Annotated in this window: 21 protein-coding genes; 14 read left to right on the top strand and 7 right to left on the bottom strand. The window is 61.8% G+C overall.

Annotated features, from left to right (window positions below):
• Positions 1 to 89 precede the first annotated feature (89 nt).
• Positions 90 to 1,151: a cell division protein ZapE gene (gene zapE, locus EZV60_RS16350; protein ID WP_135506686.1), complete on the top strand. Its 1,062-nt coding sequence runs from the start codon at positions 90 to 92 to the stop codon at positions 1,149 to 1,151.
• Positions 1,148 to 2,785 carry a choline dehydrogenase gene (locus EZV60_RS16345; protein ID WP_135506685.1) on the top strand — a complete coding sequence of 546 codons (1,638 nt, stop codon included), beginning with the start codon at positions 1,148 to 1,150 and terminating at the stop codon, positions 2,783 to 2,785. Before zapE ends, EZV60_RS16345 begins: the two co-directional genes overlap by 4 nt.
• Here the strand turns inward: EZV60_RS16345 and EZV60_RS16340 are convergent, their stop codons facing one another.
• Positions 2,786 to 3,505, bottom strand: coding sequence for a type 1 glutamine amidotransferase (locus tag EZV60_RS16340; RefSeq protein WP_135506684.1), 720 nt, complete (start codon positions 3,503 to 3,505; stop codon positions 2,786 to 2,788).
• Between the two features lie 90 nt (positions 3,506 to 3,595).
• The gene (locus tag EZV60_RS16335) at positions 3,596 to 4,507 is read right to left on the bottom strand and encodes a GlxA family transcriptional regulator (RefSeq protein WP_245306332.1); all 912 of its coding nucleotides are present in this window, start codon (positions 4,505 to 4,507) and stop codon (positions 3,596 to 3,598) included.
• 132 nt (positions 4,508 to 4,639) lie between these two features.
• Between EZV60_RS16335 and EZV60_RS16330 the strand changes: the two genes are divergently transcribed.
• Genes EZV60_RS16330 through EZV60_RS16310 form a run of 5 tightly spaced genes read left to right on the top strand, consistent with a single transcriptional unit; the run spans position 4,640 to position 10,757 of the window.
• Positions 4,640 to 5,890 (top strand): sarcosine oxidase subunit beta family protein, encoded by a 1,251-nt coding sequence (locus tag EZV60_RS16330; RefSeq protein ID WP_135506683.1) that lies wholly within the window; start codon positions 4,640 to 4,642, stop codon positions 5,888 to 5,890.
• A gap of 13 nt (positions 5,891 to 5,903) precedes the next feature.
• The gene (locus tag EZV60_RS16325; RefSeq protein ID WP_135506682.1) at positions 5,904 to 6,203 is read left to right on the top strand and encodes a sarcosine oxidase subunit delta; all 300 of its coding nucleotides are present in this window, start codon (positions 5,904 to 5,906) and stop codon (positions 6,201 to 6,203) included.
• Positions 6,200 to 9,148, top strand: a complete 2,949-nt coding sequence (locus tag EZV60_RS16320) for a sarcosine oxidase subunit alpha family protein (protein ID WP_135506681.1) — start codon at positions 6,200 to 6,202, stop codon at positions 9,146 to 9,148. Before EZV60_RS16325 ends, EZV60_RS16320 begins: the two co-directional genes overlap by 4 nt.
• On the top strand, positions 9,141 to 9,707 hold the full coding sequence (locus tag EZV60_RS16315) for a sarcosine oxidase subunit gamma (protein WP_135506680.1): 567 nt from the start codon (positions 9,141 to 9,143) through the stop codon (positions 9,705 to 9,707). The genes EZV60_RS16320 and EZV60_RS16315 overlap by 8 nt, the downstream gene beginning before the upstream one ends.
• 54 nt (positions 9,708 to 9,761) lie before the next feature.
• Positions 9,762 to 10,757 carry a helix-turn-helix domain-containing protein gene (locus EZV60_RS16310; RefSeq protein WP_135506679.1) on the top strand — a complete coding sequence of 332 codons (996 nt, stop codon included), beginning with the start codon at positions 9,762 to 9,764 and terminating at the stop codon, positions 10,755 to 10,757.
• A 66-nt stretch (positions 10,758 to 10,823) separates the two neighbouring features.
• Here the strand turns inward: EZV60_RS16310 and EZV60_RS16305 are convergent, their stop codons facing one another.
• Positions 10,824 to 13,601 (bottom strand): midas domain-containing protein, encoded by a 2,778-nt coding sequence (locus EZV60_RS16305; RefSeq protein WP_135506678.1) that lies wholly within the window; start codon positions 13,599 to 13,601, stop codon positions 10,824 to 10,826.
• 149 nt (positions 13,602 to 13,750) lie between these two features.
• On the opposite strand from EZV60_RS16305, the gene EZV60_RS16300 reads away from it, so the two are divergent.
• The gene (locus tag EZV60_RS16300; protein WP_135506677.1) at positions 13,751 to 14,422 is read left to right on the top strand and encodes a thiamine diphosphokinase; all 672 of its coding nucleotides are present in this window, start codon (positions 13,751 to 13,753) and stop codon (positions 14,420 to 14,422) included.
• Positions 14,423 to 14,428: 6 nt separating this feature from the next.
• Here EZV60_RS16300 and EZV60_RS16295 read toward each other — a convergent pair whose 3' ends face one another.
• From EZV60_RS16295 to EZV60_RS16280, 4 genes are all read right to left on the bottom strand, one after another.
• A complete protein-coding gene (locus EZV60_RS16295; protein WP_245306331.1) occupies positions 14,429 to 15,355 on the bottom strand; it encodes a DMT family transporter in 927 nt (308 codons plus the stop codon).
• A gap of 70 nt (positions 15,356 to 15,425) precedes the next feature.
• Complete coding sequence (locus tag EZV60_RS16290; protein ID WP_135506676.1) at positions 15,426 to 15,815, bottom strand: hypothetical protein; 390 nt, start codon at positions 15,813 to 15,815, stop codon at positions 15,426 to 15,428.
• A 75-nt stretch (positions 15,816 to 15,890) separates the two neighbouring features.
• On the bottom strand, positions 15,891 to 17,264 hold the full coding sequence (locus tag EZV60_RS16285) for an L-serine ammonia-lyase (RefSeq protein ID WP_135506675.1): 1,374 nt from the start codon (positions 17,262 to 17,264) through the stop codon (positions 15,891 to 15,893).
• Between the two features lie 138 nt (positions 17,265 to 17,402).
• A complete protein-coding gene (locus EZV60_RS16280) occupies positions 17,403 to 18,113 on the bottom strand; it encodes a glutathione S-transferase family protein (protein WP_135506674.1) in 711 nt (236 codons plus the stop codon).
• 156 nt (positions 18,114 to 18,269) lie between these two features.
• Here EZV60_RS16280 and EZV60_RS19490 point away from each other — a divergent pair, with 156 nt between their 5' ends.
• The 6 genes from EZV60_RS19490 to EZV60_RS16255 all read left to right on the top strand — a co-directional run bounded on the left by EZV60_RS19490 (position 18,270) and on the right by EZV60_RS16255 (position 23,091).
• Entirely contained in the window at positions 18,270 to 18,398 is a 129-nt protein-coding gene (locus EZV60_RS19490) for a hypothetical protein (RefSeq protein ID WP_280952602.1), read from the top strand.
• Between the two features lie 119 nt (positions 18,399 to 18,517).
• Positions 18,518 to 19,306: a ribose-5-phosphate isomerase RpiA gene (gene rpiA, locus EZV60_RS16275; protein WP_135506673.1), complete on the top strand. Its 789-nt coding sequence runs from the start codon at positions 18,518 to 18,520 to the stop codon at positions 19,304 to 19,306.
• Positions 19,307 to 19,318: 12 nt separating this feature from the next.
• The gene (locus EZV60_RS16270; protein ID WP_135506672.1) at positions 19,319 to 20,776 is read left to right on the top strand and encodes an FAD-dependent oxidoreductase; all 1,458 of its coding nucleotides are present in this window, start codon (positions 19,319 to 19,321) and stop codon (positions 20,774 to 20,776) included.
• A 74-nt stretch (positions 20,777 to 20,850) separates the two neighbouring features.
• A complete protein-coding gene (hflK, locus tag EZV60_RS16265; protein WP_135506671.1) occupies positions 20,851 to 22,014 on the top strand; it encodes an FtsH protease activity modulator HflK in 1,164 nt (387 codons plus the stop codon).
• A gap of 1 nt (position 22,015) precedes the next feature.
• Complete coding sequence (gene hflC / locus EZV60_RS16260; RefSeq protein ID WP_135506670.1) at positions 22,016 to 22,897, top strand: protease modulator HflC; 882 nt, start codon at positions 22,016 to 22,018, stop codon at positions 22,895 to 22,897.
• The gene (locus tag EZV60_RS16255) at positions 22,894 to 23,091 is read left to right on the top strand and encodes a DUF2065 domain-containing protein (protein ID WP_210115116.1); all 198 of its coding nucleotides are present in this window, start codon (positions 22,894 to 22,896) and stop codon (positions 23,089 to 23,091) included. The genes hflC and EZV60_RS16255 overlap by 4 nt, the downstream gene beginning before the upstream one ends.
• The last annotated feature ends 199 nt before the right edge of the window (positions 23,092 to 23,290 follow it).

Raw genomic sequence — 23,290 nt, 5'->3', positions numbered from 1 at the left:
AATTCAGGAATTGTGCGCCGCACAATCGCGGCAGGTGATCCGGGCCTTGCCGCTTTCCTCTGCGCTGCGGCTTCGGTATCCAGAAAGGAATGGAAACGCTGATCGAGCGATACGAGCGGCTGGTCTCGGAGGACAAGCTGACGCGCGACGCGGCGCAGGAAGAGGTCCTGCCCGAGTTCGAACGCGTGCGCGCCGATCTTGAAAAGCCGGTCAAGAAGGGGTGGTTCCGCAAGGCGCCCGAACCGGTGAAGGGCCTGTACCTCTGGGGCGGGGTCGGGCGCGGGAAGTCCATGCTGATGGATCTTTTCGTCGATACGCTGGATGCCCCGAACCGCCGCGTGCATTTCCATGCCTTCATGCAGGAGGTGCATGCCGCGCTGCACAAGGCGCGCGCCAGCGGGGCCGACGATGCGATCGTGCCTGTGGCCAAGGACATCGCCGATGGGTTGCGCTGTCTCGCACTCGACGAGATGCAGATCACCGATATCACCGACGCGATGATCGTGGGCCGGCTGTTTCAGGCCATGTTCGAGGCGGGCGTCGCGGTGGTCACCACGTCGAACCGGGTGCCCGATGATCTATACAAGGACGGACTCAACCGGCAGCTTTTCCTGCCCTTTATCGACCTTTTGAAAGAGCGGATGGTCGTGCGTGAGATGGCCAGCGCCACCGATTACAGGCAGGGGCGGCTGGAGGGCAGCCCAAGCTATTTCACGCCCGCCAATGCCGAGGCCCGCGCGGCGATCGAGGAAATCTGGCAGGACCTGACCGAGGGCAAGGCCGAGCCGTTGACGCTCAAGGTCGGCAAGCGCGAGGTTGAGATCCCGGCCTTTCACAACGGGGTCGCGCGGGCCCGGTTCTATGACCTTTGCGGGCGGCCCCTTGGCCCGGCGGATTATCTCGCGCTGGCGCAAGCCGCGCGCGTGCTGGTGCTGGAAAACGTTCCCCAGCTTGGCCGGTCGAACTTCAACGAGGCCAAGCGGTTCGTCACGCTGATCGATGCGCTATACGAGGCGAAAGTGCGCCTTATCTGTTCTGCCGCGGCGGCGCCGGAATACCTTTATGTCGAAGGCGAGGGCAGTTTCGAATTCGAGCGCACCGCCAGCCGGTTGCGAGAGATGCAATCGAGCGGCTGGGGCGAGGCGGGATGACCGCGCGCGCCTATGATTACGTCATCGTAGGCGCGGGGTCTGCTGGCTGTACCTTGGCGAACAAGCTGGGCGCGGACACGTCGAAATCCATCCTCGTGCTGGAAGCCGGGCCCATGGACCGCAACCTGATGATCCATATGCCAGCGGGCGTCTACAAAGCTTGGTGCGACCCGAAGCTGAACTGGAACTACGACACCGCGCCGGAACCGGGATGCGACGACAGAGAGGTCTTCATGCCGCGCGGCAAGGTCGTTGGCGGCTCGTCCTCGATCAACGCGATGGTCTATATGCGCGGCCATCCCTTGGACTATGACGCCTGGGCCAACGACTGCGGCCTGTCAGATTGGCGCTATGCCGATTGCCTGCCTTATTTCCGTGCCGGCGAAACGCATTCTCGCGGCGGCGATGACTGGCGCGGTGATCGTGGGCCTTTGGGGACGACACGCGGGACCTATGACAATCCGTTATACGATGCCTTTCTGCAGGCCGGCGGACAGGTGGGGCAGGGACAGTCAGAGGATCTGAACGGTTACAACCCGGAGGGCGTGGCGCGGTTCGACGCGACCAAGCGGCACGGGCGGCGATGCTCTGCCGCAGTGGCGCATCTTCGCCCCGCGCTGTCGCGGGGTAATGTCACGCTGCTGACAGGCGCGCTGGTGCGACGGGTAATCGTAGAAGGCAATCGGGCGGCAGGCGTGGTTTTTGGCCATCGCGGCAAAGAGCATAAAGCGATGGCCGAGGAAGTTATCCTATCGGGCGGAGCTATCAATTCGCCGCAGCTTTTGATGCTGTCGGGACTCGGTCCGGCGAACGAGCTGGGCGAACATGGTATTGACGTGATTGCGGACCTGCCCGGTGTGGGCGGCAACCTTCAGGATCATCCCAGCATCATTCTGCAATATGAAAGCCTCAAGTCTTATCCGATCCACCGCATCGACCGTCCCTGGAACAAGCTGCGCGCCGGGGCCTACTGGGTGTTTGCCCGTGATGGTGTGGCCGCGTCGAATATTTGGGAGGCGGGCGGCCTCATCCGGGGGAATGCAGAGGTTACCTATCCAAATCTGCAATATCACTTCGGGCCGGTGGGGTTCGATTACAGCGGTAACAAGATCAGCCTACTTCAGGCCATGGCCTGTCATATCGATCTGCTGCGGCCCGAAAGCAGGGGGCGTTTGCGGCTGGCCTCTGCCGACCCGAGCTCCAAGCCGATCCTGACCTTCAACTATCTGTCACAGCCGGGCGATTTGCAGCAGTTGATCGAAGGCGTGCACCGCCTGCGTGATCTATTCTCGCAACCGGCCTTTGACGGTCTTCGCGGAGCCGAGATTGACCCGGGTCCGACGGTAAAGACCGACGCCAAAATCGGGAGCTGGATACGTCAGCGTATGGAGACGGATTTCCACCCCTGTGGCACCTGCCGGATGGGGCAGGGGCCCGATGCCGTGGTCGATGACCGGTTCCGGGTTCATGGGATCGAAGGTTTGCGCGTCGTCGATGCCTCGGTCATGCCGCGGGTGCCGAGCGGCAACCTGAACGCGCCCACGCAAATGATCGCCGCACGCGCCGCGGACTATATCGCGGGCACGCCGCAGCTTGCCCCTGAATTCGCGGGTTTTGCTTTTAATGCGATGTGATCAGGCCCGTGCGGTCGCCTGCAACCAGTTCATATAGACCCGTTCTGCCATCTCGTTGAACGTGGCCATATGCGTGGCGCAGGCGCGGTCGAGATCTTCCACCGCGCCCTTGCCGATCACCCGCTCCAGCGCACCGCCATATTCCGGGATGGTGTTCCAGACCTGCACGGTGTCGGCCTCGATCTCCATGTGAAACTGCATCGAATAGGCGCGCGTCCCCCATTTCATCGCCTGCACCGGGCAGGCGGGTGAGGTGGCCAGCACCTGCGCGCCAAGCGGCAACTCCGTGACTTCGGCCCCGTGCCACTGCAGACATTTGAAGGTTTCCGGCAGCCCGTCAAACAGCACGCCGGACGCACCGGCCTCGGTCAGGTGCACATCGAGCACGCCGATTTCGGGCGTCTTGGCTTTTTCAACTTTGCCCCCCAAGGCGTCGGCCAGCAATTGATGGCCCAGACAAAGGCCCAGATACGGCACGCCGCGCCCCTCGACCGCGTCCTTGATGAACGCCTTTTCGTCTTTCAGCCAGGGATGCTCGTCTTCTTGCCAGACGTCCATCGGCCCGCCCATCACCCAAAGCGCGTCATAGCCGTCGATCCCGGGCAGCGCCTCGCCTTCGTCCAGTTCGACGGCGTCCCATGTATGTCCGTCCTCTTTAAGAAACTGGCGAAAGATGCCGGGATGTTCGACGCGTTCATGTTGGAGCACGAGAATATGCATGGGCAATCTCCATAACGGTTCCGGCGGAGCCTACCCAAGGGACGGACAATGGCAAGCCGGCTGCGCAAAAGGACGCGCGCCTGACGCAAATCAGCGATAGGCTGACGGGGGCTGTCCGAACTGCGCGGCATAGGCGCGCGAGAAATGCGAAGAGCTGGCGAAGCCGGTGGCCAGCGCGATTTCGGTCAATGACAGGGGCGAGTTGCGCAAGAGACTTTGTGCCTTTTCAAGACGCAATTCGCGGTAATAGGTCATGGTGGATCGGCCCAGCTTGTCCCGGAACAGCCGGTTGAGTTGTCGCGCGGAAAGCCCGGCAACCGAGGCGAGGCGGGAAAGATCGAGGGGTTCGGCCACGTTCGCTTCCATCGCTTCGACCACATCCAGAATTGCCGGAACGGTGGTGCCGACCCGCTCCACAAGCCCCGCACGCTGCGGCCCGGCCGAGGGACGGATCTCGGTATGCATGAACCAGTCGCTGACGAGGCGGGCGAAGACCGCGCCATGATGCTGGGTGATGAGCGCGTGCATCAGGTCCATGGGCGCGGTGCCGCCTGCGCAGGTCACGCGGTCACGGTCGATCACATACAGGGATCTTTCGAGCATCAGGTGCGGCGAGATTTCGGACAGGGCCGCCGCATGTTCCCAGTGCACGGTCATGCGCCGCCCGGCCATCAGCCCCGCTCGCGCCAGCACAATCGGCCCGCCAGAAACACCGCCCAGGATCACTCCCTTGCGCGCCATCGTGGCCAGCCAATTAATGACTGCCCGGTCGGCGTATCCCGTGGGGTCGCCGCCCGCGATCACGAACAGGTAGTCGAGATTGCTCACCCCGCCCACCCGTCCCTGCGTGGCGACCTGCCCCGCCCCGGAGCTTTGCACAGGGCCCGTGGTCGCGCTTAGATTGATCATCTGGTACAGATCCCGACGCGCCAATAAATTTGCCGCGCGCATCGGCTCGGTGAGCGCGGCGTAGGACATCAGCGCGAAGCCGGGCAGCGGCAAAATGCCGATTCTTCGGGTACGCACAGATTTTGCACCAATCACGTCCATTTTCGGCAAGATACCGTCCAAATCAGAAAAGTCGAGCGGCTTCGGAACAGACACACTGGGGTCGTCTCATCGAATAGGTGCCACATGCGCTACAGCGGTTTCCGCGTTCTGAAAGAAGGCCTGACCGGCAACAAAGGCTGGACCAAGGCCTGGCGCGAGCCAGAACCCAGACCCGACTATGACATCGTTATCATCGGCGGCGGTGGTCATGGTCTTTCGACGGCGTTCTACCTTGCCAAGGAATTCGGCATCACCAATGTGGCCGTGCTTGAGAAGGGTTGGCTTGGTTCAGGCAATATTGGACGGAACACGACCATCATCCGCTCGAACTATATGCTTCCGGGCAACGAGCCCTTCTACGAGTTTTCCATGAAGCTTTGGGAGAACCTGGAGCAAGAGACGAACTATAACTCGATGGTCTCGCAGCGCTCGATCCTGAACCTCTATCATACCGACGGGCAGCGTGACGCCTATGTGCGCCGTGCCAACGCTATGCTTCTGGCCGGTGCCGATGCCGAACTGGCCGACGCCAAGCAGCTGCGGCAGGAACTGCCGTTTCTCGACTATGACAACGCGCGCTTTCCGATCAAGGGCGGGCTTTACCAGCGTCGCGGCGGCACGGCGCGGCATGACGCGGTCGCATGGGGCTATGCGCGCGGCGCCGACAGCCGGGGCGTGGATATCATCCAGAACTGCGAAGTCACAGGCTTCCAGATCGAGAACGGCACCTGCACCGGGGTTGAGACCTCGCGCGGCGCGATCCGCGCCAAGAAGGTGGCGATGTGCGTCGCCGGCTCGTCGGGCCGGGTCGCGGCGATGGCGGGCATGCGCCTGCCGATCGAGAGCCATGTTTTACAGGCCTTCGTCTCTGAAGGGCTGAAGCCCGTCCTGCCCGGCGTCATCACCTTCGGCGCGGGGCATTTCTATGTCAGCCAGTCCGACAAAGGCGGGCTTGTCTTCGGCGGCGATATCGACGGCTACAACTCCTACGCCCAACGCGGCAACCTGCCGGTGGTCGAGGACGTCTGCGAGGGCGGCATGGCGATCATGCCGATGATCGGCCGCGCGCGCCTTCTGCGCAGCTGGGGTGGCGTCATGGACATGTCGATGGACGGCTCGCCCTTCATCGACAAGACCCATATCGACGGGCTCTATTTCAACGGCGGCTGGTGCTATGGCGGCTTCAAGGCGACGCCGGCGTCCGGCTTCTGCTATGCGCATCTGCTGGCCAAGGACGAACCGCATCCGACGGCCACGCAAATGCGCCTCGACCGGTTCATGACCGGCAACATGATTGACGAAAAAGGCTCGGGCAACCAGCCCAACCTGCATTGAGGACAGAGCCAGAATGATTATCGACCACCCTCTTTTAGGTCCGCGTGACGCAGCCGAGTTTGTCTATCTCGGGGATGCGAGCCTTATCGACCGCCCAGACTGGCAGGCACCAGACGCGATGGAGAAATTCCACGCCTACGGCTACCTGCGCGACAACCCGGCGGGAGAACATCAGGAACTTTGGTATCACGAGCAGGGCGACCGATCGTGGCTGGTGGTGACGCGCGATACTGTCACCCATACCATCACCAAGGTTGAACTGGCCCGCGATGTGGCTCGTGGGAAAACTAAGGCTCGGGGGCGTGGCAAATGACTCAGGTCAATCGTCTGCCCGGTGGTCTGGTCGACCGCTCCGAGGAAGTGAAGTTCCAGTTCAACGACAAGTGGATGCGCGGCTATCCCGGCGATACGCTGGCCTCGGCGCTGATGGCCAACGGTCAGCTTCTGGTAGGCCGGTCTTTTAAGTATCACCGCCCGCGTGGCGTCTTTACTGCTGGGTCGGAAGAACCCAATGCGCTGGTGCAACTGCGTCGTCGCGCCGAGCAGGAACCCAACACGCGTGCGACGATGATCGAGCTGTTCGAGGGGCTTTACGCGACCAGTCAGAACCACCGCGGTTCGCTGGAATTCGATCTGCTGGCGATCAACGATTTCTTTGCCCCGTTCCTGTCGGCGGGTTTCTATTACAAGACCTTCATGTGGCCCAAAGCGTTTTGGGAGAAACTTTACGAGCCGATCATCCGTTCTGCTGCCGGTCTGGGCCGGCTGTCGATGAAGGAAGATCCCGACAGCTATGACAAGGGGTTTCTGCATTGCGATCTGCTGGTAATCGGCGCGGGCCCGGCGGGACTTGCCGCTGCGCTCACCGCTGGGCGATCCGGCGCGCGGGTGATCCTCGCGGATGAGGATTTCCGTCCGGGCGGGCGGCTGAATGCCGAGACGCTGGAGCTTGGCGGCATGGCGGGTCACGCCTGGGCCGAGGAGGCGGTCAAGGAACTGGCCGAGATGGACAATGTCCGGCTGATGAGCCGTACGACAGTGTATGGTGCTTATGACCACGGCATCTACGGCGTGCTCGAACGCTGCACGGATCACTTGCGGGACTCGAACGGCAAGCCGCGCCAGATCCTGTGGCGCATCTATTCCAAGCGCGCCGTGCTCGCTGCCGGCGCCACCGAGCGTCCCATCGCCTTTGGAAATAATGACCGACCCGGCATCCTTCTGGCCGGTGCGATGCGTGCCTACGCCAATCGCTACGCGGTGGCCCCGGGCAAGCAGATTGCGGTCTTTACCAATAACGACGACGGCTGGCGTACGGCCGCCGATCTCTATGCCAAGGGGGTCGAGATCACTACAGTCGTGGACAGCCGCGACAAGCCCGCCCTGCTAAACATCCCCGGCGCGCGCCATTTCGGCGGTCAGGCAGTGATGGATACAGTTGGACGCGCTGGCATGAAGTCGATCCAATTGACCAATGGGCAAGTCATTCCCTGCGACGGTCTGGCGGTGTCGGGCGGCTGGAACCCCAATGTGCACCTGACGTGCCACCAGCGCGGTCGGCCCGAATGGCGTGAAGACCTCTGCGCTTTTGTTCCCGGCAGCGATTTGCCCCCCGGAATGGTCGTGGCGGGGGCAGCGAACGGCGCGATGACTCTGGCCGCCGCCCTGTCCGAAGGGGCCGTGAAGGCCAGTGCGCAGCTTGAAGATCTCGGGATCAAACCCAAGGGCGGAGAGATGCCGCAGGCCGAGGATGAGCCGCGCGACTGCGCCGCGTTCTGGCATGTGAAACAGTCCAAGAACCGCGCCTGGGTCGATCTGCAAAACGACGTGACCGTGAAGGACGTGAAGCTCGCAAATACCGAAGGCTTCCGCTCGGTCGAACTGCTGAAGCGCTATACCACGATGGGCATGGCCACCGATCAGGGCAAGACGTCGAACATCGCGGGCCTTGCCATTCTCGCCGAAGAAGCGGGCAAGACCATACCAGAGGTCGGCACCACCATCTTCCGCCCGCCCTACACACCCGTGCCGCTGGGTGCACTGGCGGGTCGGGCCCGCGGCAAGGATTTCCGCCCCTACCGTCTGACGCCCTCGCACAAATGGACCGAGGAGAACGGCGCGAGTTTCGTGACCGTCGGCAACTGGCTGCGCGCCGAATGGTACACCCAGCCGGGTGAAAAAGGCTGGCGCGACAGCGTGGATCGCGAGGTGCTTCAGACCCGCAAGAGCGTCGGCATCTGCGACGTGACCACGCTGGGTAAGATCGACATTCAGGGCAAGGATGCGGGTGCGTTTCTGGACATGGTCTATGCCAATACCTTCTCGACGCTCAAGGTTGGCCGCGTGCGCTACGGCCTGATGCTGCGCGAGGATGGGATCTGTTACGATGATGGCACCACCGCGCGGATGGGCGAAGATCATTACGTAATGACGACGACCACGGCCAATGCCGTGCTGGTTTTCCGCCGGATGGAATTCGTTCGCCAATGCCTTTGCCCGGACATGGACGTGCACCTGATCTCGACAACCGATGGCTGGGCGCAGTTTGCCGTCGCCGGTCCGAAATCGCGCGACCTTCTGCGCAAGGTCATCGACAGAGACCACGACATCTCGAACGACGCCTTCCCCTTCATGGCCTGCGGTCATGTCACGGTCTGCGGTGGCACGCCCGCGCGTCTCTTCCGCATCTCCTTCTCGGGCGAGCTGGCCTTCGAGATCGCCGTGCCCGCGCGGTATGGCAACTCCATGATGGCGGTTCTGAACGAGGCCGGTAAAGAGTTCGATGCGGTGCCGTATGGAACCGAAGCCCTGGGCGTCATGCGCATCGAGAAGGGCCATTGCACCGGCAACGAATTGAACGGTCAGACCACCGCGCACAATATCGGCCTCGGCAAGATGGTCAGCCAGAAGAAAGCATGCATCGGCAACGTCCTGTCCCAACGCCCCGAGATGATCCGCGAGGATGCGGTGCGCCTCGTCGGTTTCCGCCCCGTGGATCGCAGCCGCAAACTGATCGCCGGGTCGCATTTCATCACCAAAGGCGACACTGCCAGCATGGCCAACGATCAGGGCTGGATGACCTCGGTCGCCTACTCGCCCAACTTGGGCTACTCGATCGGGCTGGGCTTTTTGAAAGAAGGGCAGAATCGCATGGGTGAGATCGTCCGCGCCGTCAGCCCCATCCATAACACCGAAATGGAGGTCGAGGTCGTATCGCCCCATTTCATTGACCCCGAAGGAGAGCGTCTGCGTGGCTGAATTCACCCTTACCGCGGCCCCACCGCTTGCGGGCCATGACGAGACTTTCGGCGATACGCGCCTGCATGCGCCCCAAGATTTTGCAATCGTCTCGGTCGCTTTGCCGCTTGGCGGCGAAACCGCGGCGAAAAAGGCGATAAAAACCGCCTATGGCGTCGAGCTGCCCGCGCCCGGCAAATCTGTTGTTGCCAAAGGGAAAGAGCGCATCCTTCGTCTTGCGCCCGATCTGGCTTTCGTGTTTTTCACCCACGCCGGTGCAGACGCTGAGACCATCGTCGCGGATAAGCTTAAGGACAAAGCTTATCTAACTGACCAGACCGATGTCTGGACGGCGCTGGAACTTAGCGGTCCGATGGCCCGAGCGGCACTGGAACGCATCTGTCCACTCGATCTTTATACAGATGCGTTTGCATTGAACGATGGCGCGCGCACGGTGATGGAGCATTTGGGCACAATCATCCTGCGCACGGACGATGACACCTATCTTCTTTTGTCCGCCTCGTCGTCGGCGGACTCCTTTCTACACGCGATCGAGACATCGATCAAAAACGTCATCTAGACATCTGTCACCTCGGATTCAGGGATCCGGCCACCAGGGAAAGGACGCCAAGGCATGTATCTTGACAGTTTCGACCCCGCGCGGGTCGCCCCGGCCGCCCCTTTGCAGGCGCGGCGCTCTCTTTCGGGGGAATTTCTTTTCATTAGCCAGGATGACAGCGTCGGGTTCACCGCCGAAGCCTGCATTCACGTCCTGCGCAGCGCCAACCGCCTTTTGGAGCGTGACAGCTATGGATGGACCCATCTTACTGAGCGTGAACTCGAGCGGTGCGAAGGGTCCCTATGCGGGCCGGACCAGACGCTGGTACTGATAGGAGGGACGGAACGTGCGTGGCTGCCGAGAGGAACGCATCTGCGCCTTTTGCGCTCGGCCATTCGAAGCGCGCGACGCGTCTGCGTCGTCGGCGCGGCGGTATTCGTGCCAATGGCGGCGGGGGTGCTGAGTGCCAAGCGCTTGGCGGTGCATCCTGTTTTTCAGCCCGCTGTCGCTGAAGCGGGTGGCGGTGTGGATCTCCATCCCGGCGCCACATGCCACCACAAGGCACTGAGCAGCGCCACGGGCCCGGCGGCAGCCATGCGGATGATGGTCGAACTGGTCGGGGCGCGCGATGGCGATTTCACAAGCACGACGCTGGCGCGTGATCTGGGCTTGACCGACCCTGAAGAGACCTGTGGCACCGGCGAGCACTGGCGTTTTCAGCGTATGGCGCAAGGTGACGAGGTGATCGGCCAGGCCCTTCAGATCATGGAGGATCATCTGGAGGATACGCTGAGCGTCGCGCAAGTGGCCGGACTTCTGGGCATTTCACCGCGCAAGCTGGAGCGTTGCTTTTCCGACCGCCTGGGGCGTTCGCCGCTCAAGGTCTACCGGGACTTGAGGTTGGACCGGGCGTACCGACTGCTGGCGCAGACCGCGCTGCCTCTTGGGGAGGTGTCTGTCGCGTGCGGGTTTTCCAACGTGACCTTGATGAAACGTTGGTTTCATCAAAAATACGGTCAGATGCCGCAGGACATTCGCCAACATGCTTTCGCCGGGGGGCAAAGCGCCTAGGACAGGTCAAATGAAAACGCCCTCGGATGCAGTGATCCAAGGGCGTTTGGGGATCGTTCGGGTGGTTTAGCCCGCGTTGCGAGCCTCCTCCCGGAACTCCGTGTCTTCGGTGGCCGCGAACCGGCCTCCCTTTAGCTTGCGCAACTTGCCTTCGCGTAGGAGCTGCCCGAAGGACCGCAATCCGTCCTCACGGGAAAACTCTCTTGGCGCGGCTTCTTTAAGCTTGCTCATGAGCATGGGCCGCGAGAATTCCGGCTGACCCTCTACATCGGAAAGATAGGCTGCGGCGGCTTCGAGCAAATCCGACAGATCCGTCGCACCGAGATCAGCGGCGAAAGCTGAAAAGCCCCCCGAGCCGTCGCCGGACGTGGCCGGGCTCTCGTGCGACGCGGCCACACGGCGGGGACGCACGGGTGCGCGCTCGCGGTCGACACGTTGCTCGGCCACCAGCTTGAGCGGTGCGGGACGCTGATCGGTGGGGCGCGTGGACCGGGCCTGTGATTGTCCCTCGGCACCGCTTATGGCGCTTGGGCGGCGGGGACGCACGACCTCGGCGAGATCCGACCGGTAAGGTGCGTCGTCGACACCTTTGTCGATCTGGCCGCCGGCCTTTTTCTCGGCCCGGGTCGCGGCAACAGCGGCGCGCAGATGCTGGATCGCATTGCGACGCATGCTGTTTTCCTTGCTGTCCATCTGGCTGTCAGCCTCGTGGAAGATCCGCTCGACATCCTCGGACGAGCGCTTGACGCCACCGATCAGCCGGGCCAGACCACGTCGAGGCTTGGCTTTCGGTTCTGGCGTTGCCGGTTCGCCCTCGTCTGTCACAACGGGTTCTTTTTCCCTTTGCTCCTCGGCGGACGGTTCGTCGGCGTCGGCGGCCTCGGCCACCTCGCTCTCGGGTTCCTCGATCTCACTTGTCGCGATTTCTTCGACGACCTCGACGCTCTCTTCCGTGTCGGCCTCGTCCGAGGCGCTCTCGTTGATTTCCGCGTCGGCGACGTCGTCCTCGTAGTTGTCCTGGCCCATCTCTGCTTCGACTTCGGCCAGTTCGCGTTGAAGTTCGGCTTCTTCTTCAGGCGTCAGATCGCTGTCGTCGAGCTCTGCCGTCTCATCCTCGTCCGGCTCTTCTTCCAGCTTTCCGGTTTTGACCGCCTCTTCGAAAACACTGCGCTTCATCTTTATCAAGCGCGCCCGAAGCGGGTTCTCGGCCGGTGTAGGCTCATCCTCTGCCTCGGTCATTTCGGGCTCAGCCGCGGCCGTGTCTGTCGTATCGGGTGCGCTGTCATCGACACGCGCAGAGGTGCCCAGAACGAACGGGTCAGCTGGCGCGGCCTGCGTCTTGGAAGACGCCTCTGCGCTATCGGGCAAGGCATCCGAAAGAAGCTGCGCGAATGAGTCTTCGTCGAGTTCGGGGCTGGCCGTTCCGGTGTCCTCGTCGGTCTCATCGTCGAAGTCGGAAATCTCCCACTCGGCGGTTTCAAGACCATCTTCTTCGGTTTCGGACGTGCCGACGCCGTCTTGGGCAAGGATGTCCTCGGGCTCATCCTCTTCAAGGATTTCGTCGAAATCAGTTTCGGCTTCCGTAGCGTCCTCGCCCTCGTCTTCGAAGGCACGGGTCAGGTCGTCTTGGGTGTCCGCGTCGGTTTCATCGGCCATGAAGCCTTGCAGATCGAAAGCTTCTTCAGGCTCGTCTGCTTCGATCTCGTCATCCTCGTCGCGCGCAGCGGCCAGAAGCGCATCGAGCTCTGCCGACGCATCGTTGAGTACGCCCTGCGCATGCTCGTCTTCGCTATACTCGCTTACCTCGTAGTCGAGTTCTTTCTGAACCACGACCGATCGGATCCGGCGCAGCTTGGCGGCCACGCTTTCGGCTTCGGCGAGAATCTGTTCGGGTGTTTCGGCAGCCGTCTCCGCCTCGGACGCGGTATCTTCCGCAAGCTTCTCGGCGCTTTCCTTCGCAACCGGCTCGGCGGCCAGTTCTTCAAGGTTTTCGCCGTCAGACGCGTCCGAGTATTCGACTTCGTCTTCTGAACCAGTGTCTTCTGCCGCTAAAGGGGCGGTCTCCTCCGGCGGGATATCCGTGGTATCTTCGGCGAGATCGGTGTCGGTTTCGTCAGACAACACCTCGGAGGGGTCTTCCACTTCTGGTTCGCCAGTTTCGCCCGCGATATTTTCTGCGCTTTGGTCTGCAACTGAGTCTGGAACGTTTTCCGCGATGTCTTCGCCGATGGGTTCGTGCGTATCTTCTTCGGAAGTTTCCGGCGCCACCTCGGGCAATGTCTCGCCAAACTCGGCGCGCTCCTCAGGCAACACGGGCTCTGTTTCGCTCGATTCAGCGGGTGCCTTCATGGACTCGGCCGTTTCGGCGTCAGCCTTGGCATCCTCAAGGAAAGCGGCAAGCTGTGGGGTGGTATCGTCAGCCTGGTCCGATCCGGCGTCAGTTTCTGGCATCGCGTCCGAAGCAAGCTCGGGTATCGTTTGCTCACCGGATTCTTGCTGCTGCGAGTCCGGGTCGGCCTTATGCAGGGCCTCCGAAGGTTCATCTTTGGCAGGCTCTGGCGTCGTCTGTGCAAGATCCGGCGCTGCCGCTTCTTCGGCGCGCAGCACGATCTTGCCGCGCTCTTCATGAGCCTGAACACGGCGAGAGATCTCGCGCTCTGCGATCCGCGCCAGCATTTCTGCATCCGGCGTGGGCGGCTCGGCTCCGAAATACCGGTCATCCGCCGCCAGGTCGCGGAAATATTCCGCGATCGCCTTCATCGTCTCGAAGGAGTCGTCGAAGCCCTCTAGCGTACACGAGAACGTGCCGTAGGAGACCGTCAGGATTTTACTTGCACTCACCATGTTTTTTGCTCGCTTTGCATTGCCTGCAACATTGAGGTTTACCATGTTGCCCGAGACCAAAGCGGCCCGATTCTTAGAATTTTACCGTATCATTTGGAGGCCAGAATGTGTCTTGTTTCCAAAATAGTGATTAATCCGGAAAGATCACCGTGATTGTTCGTCATTCGGAACCTGTTTTGCTGGTCGGCGGCGGCGTTGTCACCCCAGCGCAGCTTCGCAGGGCGCAATCATTCTGCGACGTGGCAGTCGCCGCGGATGGCGGGGCAGAGGCCTTGATGTCTGGCGATATCATGCCCGATGCGGTGATCGGCGATTTCGATTCGATTTCGGATACAGCACGAGCGGCTATTCCGCAGGATCGCTTGCACGCTATCGCAGAACAGGACAGCACAGATTTCGACAAATGCCTGAGAAACATCGATGCGCCGCTTGTCATAGGGTTGGGCTTTGGCGGTGCGCGCCTGGATCACGAACTTGCGGCGTTCAACACGCTGGTCCGCCGACCGGAAAGGCGCTGCCTGCTTCTGGGTCAGGACAACATTGCATTTCTCGCGCCCCCGGCACTTCATTTGCCGCTCGAGGCAGGCACGCCGGTCTCATTATTTCCGATGGCGGCGGTCGAAGGGGTGTCGGACGGGTTACATTGGCCGATCGCCGGGCTGAACTTCACGCCGGACGGGCAGATCGGTACGTCGAACATGGCCACCGGGGATGTGTCGCTCAATTTTACCACGCCGAAGATGCTTTTGCTGTTGCCGCAGACCTGCTTTGAACTCGCGGTCCGCGCCCTGCAGGACACCCGGCCAAGCTGGTCCCGCTGAAAAGGATCATGGCGCGGGCGTCGGCCTGCGGCCCATGCGCCGTTCCCGGATGAAGACAAAAAGTCCCGCGCCCACGATCAGGATGATCCCAACGAAAGTGAGCGCGTCAGGCAGATCGTTGAAGATCAGGTAGCCCAGAAAGGTAGCACCGACGATTTCGAGATACTGAATCGGGGCAAGAACCGAAGCAGGGGCCAGCGCCAGCGCGAAACTGATGCAGATATGGCTGAGCGTCGCGATCAGTCCGACGCCGGCCAGCAGCCATAATTCACGTTGTCCCGGCCAGACCGGATCCAGCGGTGCGATGCCCGACCCATCAAAGACCCATAGCAAAGGCAAGACAAGCGCCGAGGCAGCAAGCCCGGTATAAGCCTGAAGAGTGATAGGATGCATACGCGTCGCCATACGGCGAGTGAGGATCATGTAGAACGCAAAGCAGACCGCGGTGACGAGCGGCATGAGTGCCGCGGGACCAACCTCGCTAAAGCTTGGTTGAATGATCAGAAGCGCCCCGACAAAACCGACCGCACAGGCGATGTAACGGCGCGGTCCGATCGGCTCGCCCAACAGGAGCCCGCCAAGAAGCGTGAGGATGAAGGGCTCGACGAAGAATATCGCGATGGCATCGGCAATTGGCATAACCCGCAAGGCCGAAAAGAAGAAGCCGGTTGCCACGATGATCAATGCGCCTCGAACCGCGTGCAGTGCGGCCTCGCGCAGACCGGGTCGGTGCAGCCATCCCATCAGAAACGCAAGCGGCACGAGCAGGGTGGCCTGTACCGCGAACCGCGTGCCGACGACCTGGCCGACCGCGACGGCGTCGCCGATTAGCTTCGCACAGGCATCCATCGCCGGGGCCAGCAGGGAAAACGCCGTCATCAGCACGATACCGGCGGCGGTTGTGTCCTTGGTCGTGGGGTTGGGATGCGTCACTGTGCGGCTCCGGCGGATGGCTCACACTTTGGTGTGACTGATTTCCGATCCCGGTGCCAGCCCGATGCGCTTAGCCTTGTGAGGGGGCGCAGTCGGGATCTGTCTTCGACTTGTCCGATGCGTCGTCTTCTTCCAAAGACGTCATGACGCGGGAGAAGTACTCGATCACGTAGATCGCCACGATCACGCAAAAACCGCCAATGGCGATTTCGCGTTGGCCCGTCTGACGGGCGGCCAGAACCGTGCCGAAGGCGATCAGCAGCGACAGGCAAACCTTAAGCGGTAGCCCGGGCAGGCGCCGCTTGAGCACCATTGCAGCCAGCGCGGCACAGACCATTGAGATCAGGATCGCGTGCAAACCAAAGGGCAGACCCTGCACAGCATACGTGTTCACTGGCTCCGCAAACTCGGCGGTGTTTTCAAATGCGGCGCGCGCGGCGATATCGAAGACCTCTGTCATGGGGTCCTAACGACCACAGCAATGAGGGGAAATTCTGACCGTCACAGGGCAAATTCTTGCACTGGGTTTTCAGATTCAGCAATTGGGAATGTTCACGGCCAGACCGCCAAGCGAGGTTTCCTTGTACTTCTCACTCATGTCCGCGCCGGTCTGGCGCATCGTCTCGATGCAGGCGTCGAGCGGGACAAGGTGGTTGCCGTCGCCGCGCAGCGCAAGGCTCGCCGCGCTCACCGCCTTGATCGCGCCAAGGCCGTTGCGCTCGATGCAGGGCACCTGCACGAGGCCCTTTACCGGGTCGCAGGTCATGCCGAGATGGTGTTCCAGCGCGATCTCTGCGGCATTTTCGATTTGTGCAGGCGTGCCCCCGAGAACGGCCGCAAGCCCCGCAGCGCCCATTGCCGCCGCACTTCCAACTTCTGCCTGGCATCCGGCCTCGGCTCCACTGATCGACGCGTTGAATTTGACCAGCCCGCCAATAGCGGCGGCGGTCAAAAGGAAGGTTTCGATATCCGCTTCTCGCGCGCCCGGGACATGTTCCTGCCAGTATTTGATCACCGCAGGCACCACGCCCGCAGCGCCGTTTGTGGGCGCGGTCACGACCTGACCGCCAGCGGCGTTTTCTTCATTGACCGCCATGGCGTAGGCGCCGATCCAGTCGTTGATCTTGTGCGGCGCATGAAGATTCGTCCCCCGCTCGGCCAGCAGCGCTTCGTGAATGGCGTGCGCACGGCGCCGTACCCGCAATCCACCAGGCAGAATGCCCTCTTCGCTCAGGCCGCGCTCGATGCAGCCGTTCATCACCTGCCAGATCCGGGCGACGCCGGCGCGCAGATTCTCTGACCCGCCGCGCGCAATCTCATTGGCTTTCTTCATCTCGGCGATGCTCTTGCCGCTGGTTTCCGCCATGGCAAGCATCTCGGCAGCGGATTTGAACGGGTAGGGTATTGGTGCGCCTTCGTCCTTGTCGCGGCCCTCGGCCAGTTCATCGGCGGTCAACACGAAGCCGCCCCCGATTGAATAATAGGTCTCTTGCAGGATTACGTCGCCCTGAGCGTCGGTCGCCATCAGGATCATGCCGTTGGCGTGGCCCGGCAGGTTGGGACCGAAATCGAAGGTCAGATCATCCTTGGGATTGAACTGCATCTCGGGCAGGCCCGGCGGCGTAATCCTGTGCGTGTCGCGAATTTGCGCAAGAGCAGTTTCGGCGGCCTCGGGGTCATAGTCTTCCGGGCGAAAGCCCGCGAGCCCAAGGATGGTTGCGCGGTCGGTGGCGTGGCCAACCCCGGTAAAAGCCAGAGATCCGTGCAAAGAACCTTTCAGTCCGGCACAGGAAAACGGCGCCGCGCGCATCGCGTCGAGGAAACGCCCGGCGGCCACCATAGGCCCCATCGTGTGAGACGAGGATGGGCCGATGCCCACCTTGAACATGTCGAAGACGGAAAGAAACATGGCACCCTTCGTGGCATCTGCATCGGTGCACCGCAAGCCCGACGCGCCGTTTTCGGCCTTATGCCCCATACCTTCGGCGAACCCTGGCGCAAAAACGACCTGCGCCGGGCATTTCCGGCGATCGTATATAAGAGGCTCTCATGTCGCGCTACCCTCGGGCGGGTCGGCGTAATCCGGCGCGGTAAAGGGGCGGAGCCCCAGCCCTTCGGCCTCGCTCGCGCGCTTCACACATGCACGCGTCTCGAGCCGCGCGCAGAGGTTTAGCAGGTTCTGTCGATCCGCCAGCCGGAACCAGGACGCACCGCCCTCGGGCAAAGGATAAAGAACCAGCCAGCGCAGGCAGGGCCCGAGATAAAGATCGAGAATCGAGGGCGTCTTGCCATTGAGCCAGCCGTGACCTTGACCTGCGGCTGTTTCTATTCTGTCCAGGTGGCGTGAGATTTCACCCTGCATCTGGGTGCGCAAGCTGATTTGTACCGCCTCATCCGGGCCGGCATATTTCTCGGCGTAAAACATCATGCGCAACGCCGGATGCAACGTATTGGCCACGAAGAACAACCATTTCAGAAAGGCCGCGCGCGCGTGGTCATCGGGCGACGGCGCCAGCCGCCCGTGCCGGTCCGCCAACCAGAGGAGTATCGCACCGGTTTCGAAGATGGGGCCGTCCGGTGTTTCCAACACTGGAATCAAGCCGTGTGGATTAAGCTGTAGGTAAGCCGCGGACGCCTGCGCCCGCGCGCCGCGGTCGACCAGCCGGGTCTTGAATGCCACTCCGAGCTCCTCCAGCGCCAGCCGGACGATAAGAGAGGCGTTATCAGGCGCGTAGTGCAATATGTAATCGGGCGTCATGCATCCCAAATACAGACGTGTACGGGGGCAAAAACCGCCCGTTCGCGACATTGCGGGACACCGGCATTTCTTTTTCCGGCCATGCTTAACCGGCGTTTAACCGACTCGCGTCAGATTGACCTGAATAGATCAATTGGGCCTCGGAAAGGGATCACCATGCAAACCGCCGGTTTCATTCTTTTGCTCGCTGCGGGTGTCATCATGCTGTTCGGCGGGCCGCAGCCGAGCGCGGTGGATTCGCCCCTGTCGATTGCCCCGCGTCAGGCCGGCCTGCTGGTGCACTGAGCCAGCGACCTCCTTGGCCATGCCTTCGCAGGCATAGACATCAATTGACCCCTCGCCCCCCGGCGGCAAACTCCCTATAACCCTGCCAGATGTCGCCGGATACCTGGGGAGAATGCGCTATGGCAGGAGAATTGTCGCCCATCGACAAGGCAAAATTCGTCGCCGCGAAACGCTCTGTCGACTATGTCGAGGATGGCATGCGCGTGGGGCTCGGCACCGGCTCGACGGCCGCGTGGATGGTGCGCTGTCTCGGCGAATTGGTCCGGGAAGACGGATTGAAGATCCGTGGCGTGCCGACGTCGACCCGTACCGCGGAATTGGCCCGCGAGGTTGGGATCGAGGTCATCAGCCTCGATGAGGCACGCTGGATCGATGTCACGATCGACGGCGCGGACGAGTTCGACGGTAATCTCAACCTGATCAAGGGCGGCGGCGGTGCGCTGCTGCAGGAAAAGATCGTCGCGACCGCGTCGGACCAGATGGTCGTCATCGCCGATGTCGGCAAGGAGGTCGAAAAGCTTGGCGCGTTTCCTCTTCCGGTCGAGGTCATTCCCTTCGGCTGGCAGACCACCAAGTCCCTGATCGAGGAACTGCTCATCTCGATGGACGTGCTGGGGCGCGATGCCAGTTTGCGGATGAACGGGGACCGCCCCTTCATCACGGATGAAGGCAATTACATTCTCGATCTGCATCTCGGCCGGATCGGCAACCCGCATCAGATGGCGATGGTTCTTAATCAGATGCCGGGTGTGGTTGAAAACGGGCTTTTCATAGATATCTGCGATGTGGTGATCCTCGGCTATGGCGATGGTCGGGTCGAAACGCGCGACATCAACGAAGGCACGGTCGAAGAGGATCGGATAGATTTCGTCGAGACGGATAATCTTTTCACTGACCTGCAGGACTAAAGGCACGGCGGCATGGCATTCGATTTTGATCTTTTCGTGATTGGCGGCGGATCTGGCGGCGTGCGCGCAGCACGCATGGCCGCGCAGACCGGTGCAAAAGTCGCGCTTGCCGAAGAAAGCCGCTATGGCGGTACCTGCGTGATCCGGGGCTGCGTGCCGAAAAAGATCATGGTCTTCGCGTCCGAATTCACCCCCACGGTCAGCGATGCGCAGGCCTATGGCTGGACCATTCATGCCGGCGGATTCGACTGGAGCGGCTTTTCCGAAAAGCTTCATACCGAGCTTGACCGGCTCGAAGATGTCTACCGCAAGCTTCTCGACGGCTCGGGCGTCACGCGGTTCGACGCCCGTGCGACGCTCAAGGATGCCCATACTGCCACCCTCTCGTCCGGCGACACGGTGACCGCCAAGCATATCCTTGTCGCAACCGGCGGCCATCCGGTTCGGCCGGACATGACGAACGCCCATCTTGGCATCGTGTCTGACGACATCTTCAATCTCAAAGAGTTGCCCAAATCGATCCTGATCATCGGCGGCGGCTATATTGCTTGTGAATTCGCCTGCATTCTCAATGGTCTTGGTGTGAAGGTGACGCAATATTATCGTGGCGCGCAAATCCTGCGTGGCTTCGACGAAGAGGCGCGCGGCCTGATCGCCGACGCGATGAAAGAGCAGGGGATCGACCTGCATGTCGGCACCAATATCGTCGAGATGGCCGCGGCTTCTGATGATCGCAGCGCCAGCGAGGCGGGCACCCAGTCGGACGCCGCGATGGGCGCACCGGCACGCGAGTCCACAGATCTTTTGAACGAGGACGACGCCAAGGGCGGGCCGATCTGGGTCAAGGCCACCAACGGCGCCGAACACGAGTTCGATGCGGTGCTATTCGCCACCGGTCGCAAGCCCAACACCGACGATATGGGGCTTGAGGAGGTCGGCGTGAAACTGGGCCGCAACGGCCAGATCGAGGTGGACGAGTACAGCCAAACATCTGTGCCGTCGATCTATGCCATTGGTGACGTCACCGACCGAGTGAACCTAACCCCGGTCGCGATCCGTGAAGGCATGGCCTTTGTTGATACGGTCTTCAAGGGCACTCCCACGCCCGTGGACCACGATCTCATTCCGTCGGCGGTTTTCACCCAGCCCGAGTTCGGCACTGTCGGCCTGACCGAGGAAGCAGCCCGCGACCAAGAGCCGGTCGATATCTACTGCACCTCGTTCCGCCCGATGAAAACCGCCTTTGCCGGGAAGCCGAACCGCGTACTGATGAAGCTCATCGTGTCCCAGGAAACCGACAAGGTTCTGGGCTGCCATATCGTCGCACCCGGCGCGGGCGAAATGATTCAGATGGCGGGGATCGCGGTCAAGATGGGCGCGACCAAGGCGGATTTCGACCGCACTGTGGCGGTGCATCCCACCATGGCCGAGGAAATGGTTACCATGCGCGAGCCCTTGCGCAACGCTTGAATTTTCACCTGTGCTGCACAGGTTACACATCAGACTGGCGCCGTGCGGGCGCGAAGAGGAAGGAAAAAGAGCCAATGGCAGGACAATCTGGCGGCCCCTGGGGCGGCGGTGGCGGCAACCGAGGCGGAAGCGGCGGTAACGGCGACGACCGTGGCAATCGCGGCAACGGCGGGCGCAGACCTCCCGAAGGCGGCGGCCCTCAGATTCCGGAGATTGATGAACTCGTCCGCAAAGGACAGGATCAATTGCGCGTTCTCATGGGTGGGCGCGGCGGCGGTGGCGCCACCGGTGGATCGGGTGGCGACGGCGGCCCGAGCTTTGGACGCGGTACAGTTCTGATCGGCCTTCTTATCGCCGCAGTACTCTGGGGCGCAGCCAGCTTCTACACCGTGCGGCCCGAAGAACGCGCGGTCGAACTATTTCTCGGCGATTTCCACCGCACGACCGATCCGGGCCTGAACTTCGCGCCTTGGCCGCTTGTGACCTACGAAAAGCTTGCGGTGACCAGCGAACGCAACGAAGACATCGGCGTCGGTGGTAGCGGCTCGGATGCGGGCCTCATGCTGACCGGAGACGAGAACATCGTCGATATCGACTTCCAGGTGGTCTGGAACATCAACGATCCGGCGAAATACCTCTTCAACCTGCGCGACCCGCGCCCGACTATTCGCGCCGTGTCGGAATCGGCCATGCGTGAGATCATCGCGCAGTCGCGCCTTGCACCGATCCTCAACCGTGACCGGGGCGCCATCGCCAACCGGCTGGAGGAATTGATCCAGTCGACGCTCGACAGCTATGACAGCGGCGTGAACATCATCCGCGTCAACTTCGACAAGGCCGACCCGCCGCGCGAAGTGATCGACGCCTTCCGCGAAGTGCAGGCCGCCGAGCAGGAGCGTGACCGCCTTGAGAAAGAGGCCGACGCCTATGCCGCACGGATCCTCGCCGAGGCGCGCGGTGAAGCTGCGCAAACCCTCGAAGAAGCCGAAGGCTACCGCGCCCGCGTGGTCAACGAGGCGCGTGGTGAGGCTAGCCGTTTCACCGCCGTTCTGCAGGAATACCAGAAGGCGCCCGAAGTCACGCGCAAGCGTCTTTATCTTGAAACGATGGAGGAAGTTCTTGGCGATATCGACCTGATCATTCTCGACAATGACACCGGCGGCGGCGGTCAGGGCGTGGTGCCTTACCTTCCGTTGAATGAACTTCGTCGCAACAGCAATTCCACCGGAGGCAACTGATATGCGGAAACGAGCCTTTCTTCTGCCCATCCTCGCAGTGGTCATCGTCACCGCGCTGTCGGCTGTGTTCATCGTGGACGAACGCGAACGCGCCCTCGTCCTGCAATTCGGCCGTGTCGTGAAAGTTCAGGAAGATCCCGGTCTGGGCTTCAAGATCCCGCTCATCCAGGAAGTCGTGCGCTATGACGACCGGATCCTCAGCCGCGACATCGATCCGCTCGAAGTCACGCCGCTCGACGACCGCCGTCTTGTCGTGGACGCATTCGCGCGCTTCCGGATCACCGACGTGGAACGGTTCCGTCAGGCCGTTGGTGCCGGCGGCATCGCCTTCGCCGAGGATCGCCTGGATTCGATCCTGCGCTCGCAGACCCGCGAAATCCTAGGTTCGGTCTCTTCGAACGACATCCTGAGTTCGGACCGGGCCGCGCTGATGCTGCGGATCCGCAACGCGGCGATTGAAGAAGCCACGGAGCTTGGCGTCGAGATCGTCGATGTCCGCCTCAAGCGGACCGACCTGCCGCGCCAGAACCTCGATGCGACCTTCGCCCGGATGCGGGCCGAACGGGAACGCGAGGCTGCTGACGAACGCGCCCGCGGTAACGAGGCTGCACAGCGTGTCCGCGCGCAGGCCGACCGGACGCAGGTCGAAATCGTGTCGGAGGCTCAGCGTGATGCCGAGGTGACCCGAGGCGAGGCCGATGCCGAGCGAAACAACATCTTTGCGCAGGCGTTTGGCGAAGATGAGGAGTTCTTCGAATTCTACCGCTCGCTCAATGCCTATCGTCAGGCTTTGCGCGGGGACAATTCGTCGATGGTCCTGTCACCCGACAGCGAATTCTTCGACTACCTGCGCTCCGATATGGGCGCGCCGGCGGGCCGATGATCGGCACGTTTTTTCTGGCCCTTGGGCTGGTTCTGATCGTGGAGGGGCTGGTGTACGCACTGGCCCCTTCCTCGTTAGAGCAGATACTCGCCCTTCTACGCAGCCTCCGCGAGGATCAGATTTGTCTGATCGGGCTGGCCTGCATTGCGGCGGGCGTGGTCCTGGTTTGGTGCGCAAAGATGCTGGGGGTCTGATTGCCTCGCGAAACGATCACATGGGCGTGACAAGTTGTTGCGAGTTTTGCGATACTGTTTAGAGCACCTACATTGAGTCTAGACTTCGCGGTTCAGACCAATCCGACCGCGAGACGGTTTTCAACTTTTCAAGGAGTAGTAAGGCGTGACTGTAAAGACCCTCACCCTTGCCCGAGGCCAAACACAAGCGCTGCGCGCG

The organism is Roseovarius aestuariivivens (genome assembly GCF_004761875.1).
Classification (GTDB): domain Bacteria; phylum Pseudomonadota; class Alphaproteobacteria; order Rhodobacterales; family Rhodobacteraceae; genus Roseovarius; species Roseovarius aestuariivivens.
Note: the sequence above shows the minus strand (reverse complement) of the source record. Positions and strands in the feature narration are given on the sequence as shown.